Annotated in this window: 12 protein-coding genes; 7 read left to right on the plus strand and 5 right to left on the minus strand. The window is 41.2% G+C overall.

The genetic code is table 11. The features are described from left to right. Window positions 1-8 precede the first annotated feature (8 nt). Window positions 9-560 carry a histidine phosphatase family protein gene (locus tag HNW13_RS05405; protein WP_192115062.1) on the minus strand — a complete coding sequence of 184 codons (552 nt, stop codon included), beginning with the start codon at window positions 558-560 and terminating at the stop codon, window positions 9-11. Between the two features lie 4 nt (window positions 561-564). Beyond that, window positions 565-1,281, minus strand: coding sequence for an SIMPL domain-containing protein (locus HNW13_RS05410; RefSeq protein WP_162023308.1), 717 nt, complete (start codon window positions 1,279-1,281; stop codon window positions 565-567). Between the two features lie 400 nt (window positions 1,282-1,681). Between HNW13_RS05410 and HNW13_RS05415 the strand changes: the two genes are divergently transcribed. Next, window positions 1,682-2,905, plus strand: a complete 1,224-nt coding sequence (locus HNW13_RS05415) for an HD domain-containing phosphohydrolase (RefSeq protein WP_101086932.1) — start codon at window positions 1,682-1,684, stop codon at window positions 2,903-2,905. A gap of 153 nt (window positions 2,906-3,058) precedes the next feature. Here HNW13_RS05415 and HNW13_RS05420 read toward each other — a convergent pair whose 3' ends face one another. Next, complete coding sequence (locus HNW13_RS05420; RefSeq protein ID WP_192115061.1) at window positions 3,059-4,123, minus strand: 3-deoxy-7-phosphoheptulonate synthase; 1,065 nt, start codon at window positions 4,121-4,123, stop codon at window positions 3,059-3,061. Between the two features lie 206 nt (window positions 4,124-4,329). After that, window positions 4,330-5,142: a pyruvate, water dikinase regulatory protein gene (locus HNW13_RS05425; protein WP_101086934.1), complete on the minus strand. Its 813-nt coding sequence runs from the start codon at window positions 5,140-5,142 to the stop codon at window positions 4,330-4,332. A 126-nt stretch (window positions 5,143-5,268) separates the two neighbouring features. Between HNW13_RS05425 and ppsA the strand changes: the two genes are divergently transcribed. The 5 genes from ppsA (at window position 5,269) to HNW13_RS05450 (ending at window position 12,607) form a co-directional block, all read left to right on the plus strand. Further along, entirely contained in the window at window positions 5,269-7,638 is a 2,370-nt protein-coding gene (gene ppsA, locus HNW13_RS05430; protein WP_192115177.1) for a phosphoenolpyruvate synthase, read from the plus strand. A gap of 130 nt (window positions 7,639-7,768) precedes the next feature. Next, window positions 7,769-10,816 (plus strand): FAD-binding and (Fe-S)-binding domain-containing protein, encoded by a 3,048-nt coding sequence (locus HNW13_RS05435; protein WP_192115176.1) that lies wholly within the window; start codon window positions 7,769-7,771, stop codon window positions 10,814-10,816. Window positions 10,817-10,825: 9 nt separating this feature from the next. Continuing rightward, entirely contained in the window at window positions 10,826-11,281 is a 456-nt protein-coding gene (locus HNW13_RS05440) for a DUF1285 domain-containing protein (RefSeq protein WP_101086935.1), read from the plus strand. A 128-nt stretch (window positions 11,282-11,409) separates the two neighbouring features. After that, window positions 11,410-11,829, plus strand: coding sequence for a MarR family transcriptional regulator (locus HNW13_RS05445; RefSeq protein ID WP_192115060.1), 420 nt, complete (start codon window positions 11,410-11,412; stop codon window positions 11,827-11,829). A 145-nt stretch (window positions 11,830-11,974) separates the two neighbouring features. Next, on the plus strand, window positions 11,975-12,607 hold the full coding sequence (locus tag HNW13_RS05450; RefSeq protein ID WP_243756169.1) for a 3'-5' exonuclease domain-containing protein 2: 633 nt from the start codon (window positions 11,975-11,977) through the stop codon (window positions 12,605-12,607). Between the two features lie 110 nt (window positions 12,608-12,717). On the opposite strand, the gene HNW13_RS05455 is transcribed toward HNW13_RS05450, so the two are convergent. Next, complete coding sequence (locus tag HNW13_RS05455) at window positions 12,718-13,749, minus strand: IS630 family transposase (RefSeq protein WP_124013279.1); 1,032 nt, start codon at window positions 13,747-13,749, stop codon at window positions 12,718-12,720. A 336-nt stretch (window positions 13,750-14,085) separates the two neighbouring features. Here HNW13_RS05455 and HNW13_RS05460 point away from each other — a divergent pair, with 336 nt between their 5' ends. Then, entirely contained in the window at window positions 14,086-14,571 is a 486-nt protein-coding gene (locus tag HNW13_RS05460; protein ID WP_101086938.1) for a VOC family protein, read from the plus strand. Window positions 14,572-15,018: the final 447 nt, after the last annotated feature.

Genomic DNA, 15,018 nt, shown 5'->3' on the forward strand with positions numbered 1-15,018 from the left:
ATGACCCGTTAATAGCGTAACAACACAGTAGAAACCATTTGCTTGTTCGCATTGAGGGTCACTATATATAGGCGATCAAACTCACTTGCATCTGCAATGGGTATTTGTTTTTCTGCCCCGAGACCTTCAACTAAATCTGTTGAAGTATTACTGTGTCCGACCACTAAAATACTACCCTGTTGAGTTAATAGATATTGGGTAAATGCAGCCATATCACGTGGATCATAAACACTTAAATCCACTTGCTGATCTTGCGTTACGGCGGTGGCCGTTTCACGGGTGCGATTATAATCCGTTGTGTACACTTTATCTAAATGCGTACTAGATAGTACTTTAGCTAAACGTAGCGCTCTTAATTGTCCTTGTGCGGATAAGCTAGGGTCTTTGCCTGCAAGTTTTTCGGCATGTCTGACAATAAAAATAACTTGATTGCTCTTGGTATTGCTATCTACGGCGGTATTGTCAAGCGCAATCGGAGCAACGATTGGCGTTTGTGCCATTAGTGATGCGCTGATTAAACTGATACAGCCGAAAACGACTCTAATGATTAATTGTTTCATGGTGTCAATCCGCTAAATAATATTCGATGGTAGATACGACCCGTACCTGTTTAATATATGGCGTGTTTTTATCTCTATTGTTAATGCTGAATTGTCCTTGAGTTGCTTTTTTTATCTTACCTAATCGGCTTTGTGAATCGGTAGCAAATTTTTCAGCAACTGAACGTGCATTAGTGGTCGACTCTTCGATCATTTTTGGTTTAACGTCATTTAATCGGCTGAAAATATATTCGACTTGGGCATCATAGTTATTTTGTGAGAAAACAATTCCCATTTTACCTAGCTCAGTTAATTGAGGCATGGCACCACGAACTTTATCTATGTCATTAGAATATACTGTAATGGTTTGCGACGCCGTATAGCGCAATTCTATTGGTTGATTTCCACCATACTGTTGCGCCAATTTATCGGTAATAGTGGGCGCGGCGAGAGTGATCTGTTTGGGATCGATATTTTGTTCGGCTAAAAAGTTAACCACTTGGTTGTTTTGTGTTTCAAGCTGTTTGTACAGTTCATCGAGATTATTATTGGCTGCGGTGAATTGTATCGGCCAAATGACGATGTCGGCAGGATATTCATTTTCTGCCAGGCCTTTTACCGTGACGCTGCGGTCGAGTAACTTGTACTCAACAATGGCTTGTTTGAGTAATACGCCTAATGCGCCTAAGCCCAGTGCAATTAATATTCCGAAAATAGCAGCACTACGAGACGAACTTTGCATAACAACATCCTTATTATAGGTGGGGAGTGATGGAGTAGCGTTGGCTTTGTGGCTAACGTTACTTTTTGTTATAGCGTGTTAATTGTCGCATCACACCGTCATGGAACGTCATGAAACGTCAATATTTTCGCTAATATTATGGATTATTGGCAATGGTAAGCACCCAAATTAATGACAATCATAATCGAATATGAGTTGAATATTGGTTTTATGGATTAATTTTAATCCTAGTTTTGCTTAATGCTTGTCTAGCAACAATACTTAGGTTGGCGTATGACTGGCTCATGTTGTTATTTAAATCGATCTGACATTTATACGACTCGGTCATCTAAATAAGTCTGTTTGCGCGATTAATGGAATGTAATGGTGTTAGATTTACATCGTTTTAAAAGGAATTAATATGTCATCTCGGTTAACAGCACCGCTTATTCAACATGGTTTTGATGATGGCTTACCAATATGGCGTCGGATCATTTTCACGCGACTGTTTAGTGTGTTGGCTTTGTTATGTATCCCGATTTACATCACCAGCGTATATCTGTGTATTGTTCAAAACCTTTGGGGCATGGCACTATTTGATACTGTGGCTTACGGGGTATTATTATTCATTTTGTTTTATCCACGAATTAGCGATACACAAAAATTTACTATTGGGTGTTATCTTGCATTTGGTATCGGCATCGGTTTTTTACTCGCTATTGGCCCTTCTGGGGCAGGTTTTTTCTGGTTATTCGTTTTCCCTCCTTTGAGCAGTATTCTTCTTGGCGAAAAAATGGCGGTATGGGCCCAGGTGGCTAATGGTATATCGTTATTATTAATCGGTATCGCTTATCATTATGAGCTTGTTGTATGGCCTGATATAAACGGGTTTTCAACCTTAATTTGGTACGTAGTGGTGATTAACTTTCTCGTCACTAATGCAATAGTGACTCAGTCGACCTCTTATTTATTGGGTAAGTTAACTCACTCATTAGAGTCCACTTTAGCCTCTCGTACGGCAACGGTTATGGGCTTAGCTAAATTGGCAGAGTATCGTGATAATGAAACCGGTGCGCATCTGATTAGAATGCAGCAGTATGCCAATATGCTGGCAAAACAAAGATTAACCGATGAACATGTTCCAGAAGAGTTAACTGACGCTTTTATTCAAGAAATTAGCCTCTCAGCCATTTTGCATGATATTGGCAAAGTGGGTATCGCCGATCATATTTTGTTAAAACCAGGGCGCTTATCGGTAGAAGAATTTGAGCAGATTAAGGCTCATCCAGTGATTGGAGAAAAAGTGCTTAACAGTTTATTAGCGTATGCCCCTCAGTGTACATTTATACGAATGGGACGTGACATTGCCGGCGCCCATCATGAAAAGTGGGATGGCAGTGGTTATCCTAATGGGTTAGCAGGCGAATCTATCCCGTTGTCAGCCAGAATTGTAGCCTTAGTCGATGTGTACGATGCATTAACCTCACCACGATGTTACAAAAGGCCTTTTAGTCATGAAGAAGCGATGGCGTTGATTCTTGAAGGAAAAGGTAAACACTTTGACCCTAAATTGGTCGATAGCTTTATGGTCATTAGTGAACAATTTTCTGTGTTGTCAAAAGCATCTTTACTCGAAGAGGATTAACGTTATTGATAGAGACGTATAAACAACAATGCCAGTCCTGGGGGACTGGCATTGTTAAACAATATTATACAGTTACGGTAATAATAGAGCCGATATATAAACAGGATTTTAGTTGGCTTTGTTTTTGCCAGCCATTAACCCATAGCGAGGCTCTTACTGTACTAGCAAGGCTTTACGTTCTTTTGAAGCTTGAGCTAAATCACGTAAAAGTTTTTCAGAATCAGCCCAATGCAAACACGCATCGGTAATACTTTGGCCATACACTAATGGTTCGTCTTTAACCACTTTCTGGTTGCCTTCAATCATAAAGCTTTCTGCCATAATACCTGCAATTGCGGTACTACCACTGCGCAGCTGAGACATAATACTATCGGCAACATTTAACTGATTTTTATGCTGTTTCTCACTGTTACCATGGCTAAAATCAACCACCATACGTTGAGTTACGCCCACTTGTTCAAGCTGTGCGCGTGCAACTTCAATATCTTCAGCTGAATAATTTGGGGTTTTACCACCACGCAAAATAATATGTCCAAATGGGTTGCCGTGGGTACGGTAAACCGCCATAGCGCCGTCTTTATCTGGAGAGTAAAAAATATGCGGCGCCTGTGCGGCACGTACTGCATCAACAGCGATATTGATGTTACCGTCAGTACCATTTTTAAAGCCAACAGGGCAAGACAATGCAGAAGCCATTTCGCGGTGAATTTGGCTTTCAGTAGTACGTGCACCAATAGCACCCCAGGTAATAAGGTCTGCGATGTACTGGCCGTTTACCATGTCTAAAAACTCAGTGGCGATAGGTAACTTGAGTTCAGTGATTTGTTGTAATAACTGACGCGCCATTCGCAAGCCTTTATTCGGGCTAAAGCTGCCGTCCAAATCTGGATCTGAAATTAAGCCTTTCCAACCAACAATGGTACGAGGTTTTTCAAAGTACACCCGCATTAAAATGCACAAGTCATCTTTTAGTTCATGATGTAAGGCCGACAAACGCTCTGCATATTCGAGTGCTGCTTTAGTGTCATGGATTGAGCAAGGGCCAATGATGACCAGTAAGCGCTGATCTTCTCCGGCAATAATTGCTTCTACTTCACGACGTTGCGCAACCAAGTAGTCTGCAGCATTTTGCGTTAATGGATATTCTGAAGCCAACTGAGCAGGAGAAATAACTTTGCTTAATAAGGTTGTTCTGAGTTCATCTGTTTTAATTGTCATGCATATTACCGAGAAATCGTGAGATGCATCTGCATCATATTGAACGGGATTATATACCCAAAGAAGTTCAAGATGCGAGGCTTAGCCTCGGATTCTAACGGTTAAAAAACAGATTGCCGTAAAAGGCAAAGACGAATCAACCTGGGTTAAGTTCGTCTTTTGGTGGTTTTTCATTCTATTTCATGCAAAAAATGATTGTTTATAAATTAGAACATATGACGTTCTAAACCGGTGATATCAAGAATTTTGGTGGCAATTTCTTCAACCGAATGGTTGGTGGTATTTACAAAGGGAATTCGTTCTTTTTTATACAGCATTTCGACTTCTTTCACTTCAAGTCGACATTGTCTTAATGAAGAGTAGCGGCTATTTTCCATGCGGCTTTGACGTATCTCATGCAAACGATGAGGATCGATGGTTAAGCCAAAGAGCTTTGATTTGTTGCGTTTCAATGCTTCAGGTAACTTGAGGTTATCCATGTCATCTTCAGTAAACGGGTAGTTTGCAGCCTTTATACCAAACTGCATTGACAGATATAAGCTTGATGGCGTTTTACCGCAACGAGACACGCCTAATAAAATAATGTCAGCTTTATCCATATGTTTCATGGTTTGGCCGTCATCATTCTCCATGGTGTAGTTAATCGCATCGATACGGGTTTCATAACCATGGTTACTTTTACCATGAGTTCGGTGTAATAAAGGCTTAGCTTGTACCCCTAAGTGTTGTTCTAGTGGCGCAACAAAGGTGTTCAAAAAGTCATAATCGACACATTCACTCGAAAAAATCACATTGCGGATCTCAGGATTAATGATTGAGTGGAACACAAGCGGCCTTTCGCCTGTTGTAATAAAACAATCATTTATTTGTTGCTTAACTTTTTGAGCTCGCTGAATTGTTTCAACGAATGGAATCGTAAGTGCTTCAAATTCTATAGGAAATTGCGAAAGTACGGCATGTCCAAAAACCTCTGCTGTGATCGCGGTCCCATCTGAAATATAGAATACTTTTGGTGTCATTCTGACCTCTTGTAGTAATAAAATTACAAATAAAATTATAGATTTACGCTTGTTGTATGGGAGTGTAAGATGCTCTTGCCCTCGTGTGAAGTGGCCACTGAAATAAAAACTTGCGGAGATAAAACTGTGCAGCAATACGTACTCTGGTATCAAGAATTAGGCATGGTCGATGTAAACAAGGTTGGCGGTAAAAATGCATCCCTTGGAGAGATGATCAGCAATCTGGCTAATGCAGGGGTTCAAGTTCCTGGCGGTTTTGCAACGACCTCGCATGCGTTCAATGAGTTCCTTGAACAAAGTGGAGTTAACCAGAAGATTTTTGACATTCTGGCGACATTGGATGTTGATGATGTCAATAAACTGGCAAAAGTAGGTGCGCAGATCAGACAGTGGGTTATTGAAACCCCATTCCAGCCGGCATTAGAAGACGCTATTCGTGAAGCTTACGAGCAGTTGTCAAGCGAAACTCAAGAAGCGTCATTTGCAGTGCGTTCATCAGCTACCGCTGAAGACATGCCAGATGCCTCTTTTGCAGGCCAACAAGAAACATTCCTAAACGTTAAAGGTTTTGATGCGGTCATGCTAGCAATTAAGCATGTTTATGCCTCACTCTTTAACGACCGTGCAATTTCTTATCGTGTTCATCAAGGTTACGAACATCAAGGTGTGGCTTTATCTGCTGGCGTACAACGTATGGTACGTTCAGACAAAGCAGCTTCTGGTGTGATGTTTACCATGGACACTGAGTCAGGAAACAATGACGTTGTCTTTATCACTTCATCTTTTGGTTTAGGTGAAATGGTTGTACAAGGCGCAGTTAACCCAGACGAATTCTATGTGCACAAACCGATTTTAGCGCAAGGGCATAAAGCTGTTGTGCGCCGAAATATCGGCAGTAAGTTGATTCAGATGGTTTACTCTGATGATGCTGGCCATGGCAAGCAAGTTAAAATTGAAGATGTTTCTGCTGAACAGCGTCGTATTTTCTCTATTAACGATGACGAAGTCATGGAGCTTGCTAAGCAAGCAATGGTTATTGAAAAGCATTATGGCCGTGCGATGGACATTGAATGGGCAAAAGACGGTAACGACGGTAAGTTGTATATTGTTCAAGCTCGTCCAGAAACGGTTCGAAGTCGTGAAGATGTCCAGTTAATTGAACGTTATCACTTAAAAACGAAGGGTGACGTGATCTGTGAAGGTCGTGCAATTGGTCATAAAATTGGTACCGGTATCGCGAAGGTATTAACCTCGATTGATCAAATGGACCAAATTGAACCCGGTGACGTGTTAGTGACCGACATGACAGACCCAGATTGGGAACCTATCATGAAACGTGCTAGTGCGATTGTGACCAACCGTGGTGGTCGTACTTGCCATGCTGCAATTATTGCGCGTGAATTAGGTGTACCCGCTGTAGTAGGTTGTGGTGATGTTACCGACCGTATCAAAACGGGCGACATCGTCACAGTATCTTGTGCAGAAGGCGACACCGGTTTAATTTATTCAGGTAAGCAAGATTTTGAAATCATCACTAACCGTGTTGATACATTACCTCCTTTGCCAATGAAAATTATGATGAACGTGGGTAACCCAGATCGTGCATTTGATTTTGCACGTTTGCCTAACGAAGGTGTCGGTTTAGCGCGTTTAGAGTTCATCATTAACCGCATGATTGGTATTCACCCTAAAGCTTTGCTTGATTTCAACGGTCAGACTGCTGAACTGCAAAATGAAATCAACGAAATGATCGCGGGTTATGACTCGCCTGTTGAGTTTTATGTTGCGCGTTTAGTTGAAGGTATTGCCACTATTGCATCGGCTTTCTATCCGAAGAAAGTTATCGTACGTATGTCTGACTTTAAGTCGAACGAGTACGCAAACTTAGTTGGTGGTGACCGTTACGAGCCAGATGAAGAAAACCCAATGTTGGGCTTCCGTGGTGCTAGCCGTTATATTTCTGAATCATTCCGCGATTGTTTCGCGCTTGAATGTGAAGCGATTAAACGTGTTCGTAACCAAATGGGCTTAACCAACGTTGAAGTGATGATTCCATTTGTTCGTACCGTCAATGAAGCATCTCAAGTCATTGAGTTACTGAAAGAGCAAGGCTTAGAGCGCGGTAAAGATGGCTTACGCGTTATCATGATGTGTGAACTACCTTCAAATGCCTTGCTAGCTGACCAGTTCCTTGAGCATTTTGATGGTTTCTCTATCGGCTCAAATGACTTAACTCAGTTAACATTAGGGCTTGATCGTGACTCAGGAATCATCAGTCACTTGTTTGACGAGCGTAATGATGCAGTAAAAGCATTGCTTTCAATGGCCATTAAAGCGGCTAAAGCAAAAGGTGCTTATGTGGGGATTTGTGGCCAAGGCCCATCAGATCATTCCGACTTTGCTGCATGGTTAGTTGAACAAGGTATTGATTCTGTATCACTTAATCCTGATACGGTCATTGACACTTGGTTATATTTAGCCGAAGCACATGGCTAAGTAAGAGTAAAAATTACAGGTTTATTTATTCTCCAACCTGTATTTTTATCAAGTTGTAATAAAAGCCGCTTTTTAGCGGCTTTTTTTTGTTTATAATGGTTACAATATGCCAATAAATAATAAGTCCTCTATGTTACCTTTGCTATCACATAAACAAACATTAGAACCTATCTATCTTGAGTATCTTGACGCGCTTGAACAAAGCGAGTTTGAAGGTGAAATAGACAAGCGTTACAGTGCGCGGCTTATTCAGGCAACCGATAATTCGGTGTATCAATTTTTGCCCCAAGCGGTGATATATCCTCTACATCAACAAGATGTCGAGCTGGTGTTATCGTTAGCGGCACAACCACAATATAAACAAGTGACCTTTAGTGCGCGTGGCGGCGGAACGGGAACAAATGGCCAATCGCTTACCCACGGATTAATTTTAGATGTGTCACGCCACTTAAACCAAGTGCTAGAAATTAATGCCGAGGAAGGTTGGGCGAGGGTACAAGCCGGTGTAGTGAAAGATGCGTTAAATGACGCCTTACGTCCACATGGATTCTTTTTCAGTCCCGACTTATCAACGTCAAACCGTGCAACTGTTGGTGGCATGGTCAATACCGATGCATCAGGTGCAGGTTCATTAGTTTACGGTAAAACCTCCGATCACGTGTTAGGCATAACCAGTGTACTGATTGATGGCAGCGTATTAACCACCACACCAATCGACCAAGATAAACTGGCTGAGCAACCTTTTAGTGACAACCAACTAGGAAATAGCATTGCCAGTCAAGTCGCAGAAGTTTGTCGCGTAAAGCGTGACACCATCATTGAACGTTTTCCAAAATTGAATCGTTTTCTAACGGGCTATGATTTAAAGCATGTGTGGAACGATGATTTAAGCCAGTTTGATTTATCGCGTATTTTAACGGGCTCAGAAGGTACGCTTGCGGTGATCACCGAAACCAAGCTAAACCTGACCCCATTGCCGAAAACCCGCATGATGGTCAACATCAAATATGATTCATTTGAATCTGCGTTGCGTCATGCCCCATCATTGGTACAAGCTAAAGCAACGGTAGTCGAAACGGTTGACTCAAAAGTACTAAACCTTGCCCGCGAAGACATTATTTGGCATTCAGTTGCCGAGCAAATTAAAGCGGTACCTAATAAGACCATTGAAGGGCTTAATATGGTCGAGTTTGCTGGCGAAGATGACGATGTGAAACAGAAAGTCGCTTTGCTAGAAGAGATGCTCAGTGGGCAGCTCAGCCAACAACAATTTGGTTTAGTGGGTTTTCAAGTTATTACCGACAGAACGGATATTGACAGTATCTATGCCATGCGCAAAAAGGCCGTTGGCTTATTGGGTGCAACAAAAGGCAGTCGTAAACCATTAGCGTTTGCCGAAGATACCGCCGTACCACCTGAAAACTTAGCCGACTATATTATGGAGTTTCGTGCACTGCTCGATAGCCATAATTTACAATACGGTATGTTTGGTCATGTGGATGCAGGTGTACTGCACGTGCGACCAGCATTAGATATGTGTGATGTTGCCGACGAGCAATTGCTGAAAGTGATATCTGATCAAGTTGCCGCCTTAACGCTTAAGTATGGCGGTTTAATGTGGGGCGAACACGGTAAAGGTGTCCGTGGTGAATATGGCCCTGCGGTGTTTGGTGATGAGCTTTATGCTGTGCTTGAGCAAATCAAAGGCTTGTTTGATCCTGATAATCGCTTAAATCCAGGTAAATTAGTGGCGCCTCCTAAATCTGGCCCATTAATGTTTAACGTCGACAGCGCCAAACGCGGCAGTTTCGACAGACAAATCCCCGTTCAAGTGCGTGATGCTTTTCCAGATGTGATGAACTGTAACGGTAATGGCTTATGTTTTAATTACAGCAGTTACTCACCAATGTGTCCGTCATTTAAAGTCACTGGCGATAGAGTGCAATCACCTAAAGGCCGTGCTGGATTAATGCGCGAATGGTTGCGATTACTTGAAGCAGAAGGTGTTGATGTTGACGCGTTAGCAAAATCTAAACCACTAGGGTGGATGCAGCGTACTCAAAATACCCTCAATAACCAGCGCGACTATGATTACTCGCACGAAGTTATGGAGTCGCTTAAAGGTTGTTTAGCCTGTAAAGCCTGTTCGGGCCAATGTCCGGTTAAAGTTGATGTGCCTAAGTTTAGAGCCCAGTTCTTTAATATTTACTACAAACGCTATTTACGTCCAGCCAAAGATTATTTAGTTGCAGGTATCGAAGATTCCTTACCACTGATGGCCGCGATGCCTAAATTGACTAATTTGGCCTCGCAAAATCCGCTGAGCAAGTGGGTGATTAAAAAAGCCATTGGTTATGTAGATGCGCCTAAGTTATCCGTGCCGACACTAAAACAGCGTTTAGATGGTCATGCTAGCCGTGGTTACGATTTAGAAGCCTTGTGCGCAATTCCGCAAGCGCAGCGCAGTAAACATGTATTAGTAGTGCAAGATCCATTTAACAGTTTTTACGATGCAGGTTTGGTTTATCGGTTTATTCAATTAATCGAAAAGTTAGGCTTTAACCCCGTATTACTGCCATTCAAGCCCAATGGCAAACCGACTCATATTAAAGGCTTTTTAGACAAATTTGCTAAAACAGCGCAAAACAGTGCCGATTTCTTAAACCGCGTACATGCCCTTGGCATGCCGATGGTGGGGTTAGATCCTGCATTAGTATTATGTTATCGCGACGAATACAAAGAGGTCTTAGGTCAGCGTCGTGGGCCATTTGAGGTGCTATTGGCCAATGAGTGGTTAACCGATGTAGTAGTAAACCGAAGTGAAGCATCTGCTTTAGCAACAGATGCACCGCAATTCACCTGGTTTAGTCATTGTACTGAATCGACAGCCAAACCTAATACGGCTAATGAATGGAAAGCGATATTTAGCCACTTTGGTGCCAAACTAAGCAGCGTTAATTTAGGTTGTTGTGGTATGGCGGGCACCTATGGCCATGAACTGGAAAACCTTGAACGCTCAGAGCAGTTATTTGAAATGTCTTGGCAACCAAGCATTGAGAAAATTGCTGAGCATAGCCAAGTATTAGTATCTGGTTATTCATGTCGTAGCCAAGTTAAACGCTTTGCTGGTTTTAAACCGCAACACCCTATAGAAGCGCTACTTAAATTACTCGGATAGGTAAGCATAATGACAGATGAAACAGCAGCATTAGGTTCGTATACTCACCCTCAAGGTGTGGCACTTTGCAGTGATGAAGCGCTGTTTCATATTCAAGCTAATGGCGATTGGCTTTACCTCAATAGTCCGTTGCCTGCAAAGTTTGCGGCTTTGTTCAGTAGTATTTTGCACTGTATCGACAATGAGTATTTATTAATCACCCCGGTCGAAAAAGTCAAAGTTACCGTTGAAGCCTATCCATTCCTGCTGGTGGACTATCATCAAGCCGCATTAACGGAAGTTCAGGTAAATGATAGTCAGTTGATATTTACCAGCAGCATAGGTACGCAGCTCTCAGCCATTAATATCGCAGATATTATCGTCACAGATGATGGCATATACGCGCCATTAATCAGAGGCTTGGTGGGGCAATTAAACCGAGCCTGTTATTATCGTTATATCAATGAATACTTATCTTTTGACTAAAAGAGCTTTTCTTAACGTATAGAGATGGTAATCTAAAATCTGTTCAAGTGTGGTTGAACTGCAGTGTAGGCATTAGTATTTGTCTTAACACAGTCAATTTATCTCACTGACGATGTAGGAGGTATCATTTGAAACGCTTTGAAAGTTTAAGTTACCTGATTTCTCATCTTAATATTGCCTTGCAGCAAGAAATTGATACGCGCTTAAAGCGCTACGACTTAGACAGTAAACTTTGGCCGGTATTATTTACCTTATGGCAAGAGGAAGGTTTAAGCCAAACTGAGTTATCTAAACGTTGTGATGTGGCTAATTACACCATGACTCGTCTGCTGGACCATCTGCAAGTCCAGGGATTTATCACCCGTCATCAAGAAGCGGATAACCGCCGCGCATTCCAAATATTTTTAACCGACAACGGTAAAGCGCTTCAACAAGATTTAATTCATGAAGCTGAGTGGGTCAATCAACGTTTTTTAGCGGCATTAGCTGATGACGAGCAAGATGAGTTTATGCGGCTGTTAAATAAAGTGAATCAGTTTAGTCAATAATCTTTAACGGTGACTAGCGCTCTTTATGGCCTAAGATCATGCAATTTGTCGTGTAAAGTAAGCAGGTTAAGTAAACCTTTATCTAATAATTTGGATGTGGCATCGGGCAAATCCAAGAAGCGATTTATGCCTTGTAAATAGCACAATGAATACTGACTCTCTGGAAAATAAGGATCCAATGGAAAGGCCAACAAAGGAACAAATTCGTGATTTACCCATTTATAATGGTATTAGTCTAGATAATATAATCGTTGTCACAAATAAAGCAGACTCGATAAGTGCAATAGCGGAGTTAAGAACACACTTTTGTTTAGGGTTTGACACAGAGAGTAAACCTTGTTTTATAAAAGGTGAGGTCAGTGATGGACCTCATCTAATTCAGGTAGCCACAAAATCTAAAGTATTCTTATTTCCTACTAAATTTTATGAAAACTTTACTGCAATCGCAGAAATATTATCTGACCCAACAATAAGGAAGGTAGGTTTTGGGTTGAAAGAAGATAAAAAAATTCTTTTTAGAAAATTTGGAATTAAATTAGTCAATACAGAAGAACTATCTTCAAAAGTGATGCGTTTTACGCAAATTAAAGAACGCGTTGGCGCTAGAGTTGCGGTTGCGATATTTTTTAATCAACGGCTCTCAAAGAGCGCACAACAATCAAATTGGTCAATATTTCCTCTACACGATCATCAAAAAAAATACGCAGCAAATGATGCTCATACCGCACTATTAATAGAACTAGAAATTGAACTAGAAATAGAAAGACAGAGCCATTAATCTCCCTAAAGCATGTGAGTCTCTCACCAATCAATAGACAATATACAGTTATTTGGCCAAGTGAATATAGCTGATCGCGATGAGTTAGGTGCTTATATACTCAAGTGAATTCAAACTGCAGGTTTTAATTTCTGAAAGTTATCATTAATTGTATCACCGAGTGTATCGGCAATATCGGGGAGGGTGATGCTAAAAAAGTCAGTGATTTTTCGTCGGAATTCTTTTGTCGTTGCGAAGTATTGCCCATTCCTCGCATGTTTATTCATTACCTTCCACAATCGTTCTATTGGGTTTAAATTTGGACTATAAGGCGGCAGGTAATGCAATGTTATATTCAGATTTTTAGCCTCTTTAACTACTAAGGCATTTCGATGGTATCCAGCGCCATCAAGCACCAAATGGATAACACCACTTGTTGAGTAACGCGCTCTAATTTGGTTTAAAAAATCGATGATGGATGCACCGTTAACCGTTTTGCTATATTGCTCAATGACCGCTTCTGTTAAGTGACCAAGTCGGATTGCACCAACCACGTTAATACGGGTTCGGCTTCCCGTCGTTTCTATCGGTTTATCAACGCCTTTTTTTATCCAGCCTGCGGTGATTTTTGTGGCTTGGGTCGGATGAACCGCATCCATAAATAATAACGGTTCATCAGGGGTTAACGAGGATTTTAGTTGCTCATAATATTCAATGAAAGCCGTTTGTTTGTCTTCATCAAATTTGTGAGGAACCCCTTTAGGGTTTTTATAGCTGAACTGATGTTTATGCAGCCATTTATTGAGGCCTGACACTGTGTACTTAATCTGAAATTGTTCTGAGATATAAGCGACTATTTGATGGCTATGCAAGTAGGTCACCTCACACAGGTGTGCAATCAATAGTTCAGTTTGCTCTTGACTCAGATAACTTAAGGAGCCGCCACTATTACACGTGAGTTTTTGGTCGTGAGCATAGGCATCAATGTATCGAACTACGGTCGTTTCGTGAATACGTAACGCTTGGGCAATCATTGGCGTTGGCCAATTTTCATCGCGTAGTAAAATGGCTTTAATGCGATCACACTCACGCCTATCACTCGAGCTTTTATGTCGAGTTTCCAATGCTACTTTTTGTTCTGGCGAGAGTGTAATTTGTTTCATGGGGCTATGATGATCCCATTTGGGACAAAATCAAGCATTTTCAATGATCACGGGTATAAACTGTCCGCTTTGGCTCTGCGCTTACCTACTCATTTATAAAACCTGCTATTTGATTTCTACTTGATTGCTTTCAAGCTTCTTTGCTGTGCTGAATCTGTCATATTAACTCTGGCTAAGCCATTACTTGATAAAACTTACTTTTTTGACCAATCAATTGTCATAAATTTTAGTTATTAATTTGATAATATTTGATAATTTTTATTTATTATTAGTTCACTGTAAGATTACTCCATCGAAACAAATGACGAATCAATCAATAGTTTTTAGGGGTAAGTTATGAAAATGAATCACGTAGGTTTGATGGTTGGCGACATGGATAAAGCGGTTGAGTTTTATACTAAAGCGCTGGGTCTAAGAGTGGTAATGGGTAACACTAAGGTTCAAGAAGAACGTGAAACTGCTATTGGCAGAATGTGTGTGGCAGTATTTGGTGAAGGCTTCAAAGGCTTTAACATTGCACATTTAGTCACGACTGACGGTATTGGTGTTGAGATGTTTGAAATGAAAGATCGTCAAGAACGTCATGAAGTTGATTTCACCCGTCTTGGTATCTTCCACTTTTGTTTGCAAACAGATGATTTTGAGGGGGCAATTGCACGTACTGTGCAATATGGCGGTAAAGCTCGTATGGATATCATGCGCTACCACCCAGAAGACGACAACAATCTAACCCAAATGGTGTACTTAGAAGATCCGTTTGGTAACTTGTTTGAACTTTACTCGCACACCTATGAAGAAACTTATTCTACTGATTACGAGTAATTTTTTAAGCTTCTCTGCGCAACATGAAAAAGTTACCAAAAGGTAGCTTTTTTATGTCTGGCGGTAAATTTTCTAGGCTACATTGGAGTATTTCAGGATTAGAAACTCCGTTCACATTAACCCATCAAACAAGTGGTAAAGCTTAATTAAGGTAATGCTTAGCTTCTCATCGCATATAAACCGAAAACTAACATGGCCAACGAAAGCTAGCCTGACTCTGATACGCAGGATGCCTTGAAGCACAGGGTCAATGATGTTTCCGATATCATAACGACATTTCCAATATCCATATAGGTCAGATGTGCGAGAAAGGCCTGTCCGGCTCATGCATTCTATTGTAAAGAGTCTTCAACGTCCTTAAATTCACAGTTGAATTTGTCCATTTCTAAGTCAAGCAAACTAACTCGTTTATGTGCAATTCTGAGTTTGATGGCTGACACATTTATG

It is taken from the genome of Shewanella sp. BF02_Schw (assembly GCF_014596695.2).
Lineage (GTDB): Bacteria > Pseudomonadota > Gammaproteobacteria > Enterobacterales > Shewanellaceae > Shewanella.

What these genes read in the sequence shown, in the direction of transcription:
- HNW13_RS05435 (WP_192115176.1), top strand. Translation starts at nt 7,769, where the DNA reads ATGTTACCTTTGCTATCACATAAACAAACATTAGAACCTATCTATCTT.
- HNW13_RS05410 (WP_162023308.1), bottom strand. Translation starts at nt 1,281, where the DNA reads ATGCAAAGTTCGTCTCGTAGTGCTGCTATTTTCGGAATATTAATTGCA.
- HNW13_RS05420 (WP_192115061.1), bottom strand. Translation starts at nt 4,123, where the DNA reads ATGACAATTAAAACAGATGAACTCAGAACAACCTTATTAAGCAAAGTT.
- HNW13_RS05450 (WP_243756169.1), top strand. Translation starts at nt 11,975, where the DNA reads ATGAATACTGACTCTCTGGAAAATAAGGATCCAATGGAAAGGCCAACA.
- HNW13_RS05455 (WP_124013279.1), bottom strand. Translation starts at nt 13,749, where the DNA reads ATGAAACAAATTACACTCTCGCCAGAACAAAAAGTAGCATTGGAAACT.
- HNW13_RS05460 (WP_101086938.1), top strand. Translation starts at nt 14,086, where the DNA reads ATGAAAATGAATCACGTAGGTTTGATGGTTGGCGACATGGATAAAGCG.
- HNW13_RS05415 (WP_101086932.1), top strand. Translation starts at nt 1,682, where the DNA reads ATGTCATCTCGGTTAACAGCACCGCTTATTCAACATGGTTTTGATGAT.
- HNW13_RS05425 (WP_101086934.1), bottom strand. Translation starts at nt 5,142, where the DNA reads ATGACACCAAAAGTATTCTATATTTCAGATGGGACCGCGATCACAGCA.
- HNW13_RS05405 (WP_192115062.1), bottom strand. Translation starts at nt 560, where the DNA reads ATGAAACAATTAATCATTAGAGTCGTTTTCGGCTGTATCAGTTTAATC.
- HNW13_RS05440 (WP_101086935.1), top strand. Translation starts at nt 10,826, where the DNA reads ATGACAGATGAAACAGCAGCATTAGGTTCGTATACTCACCCTCAAGGT.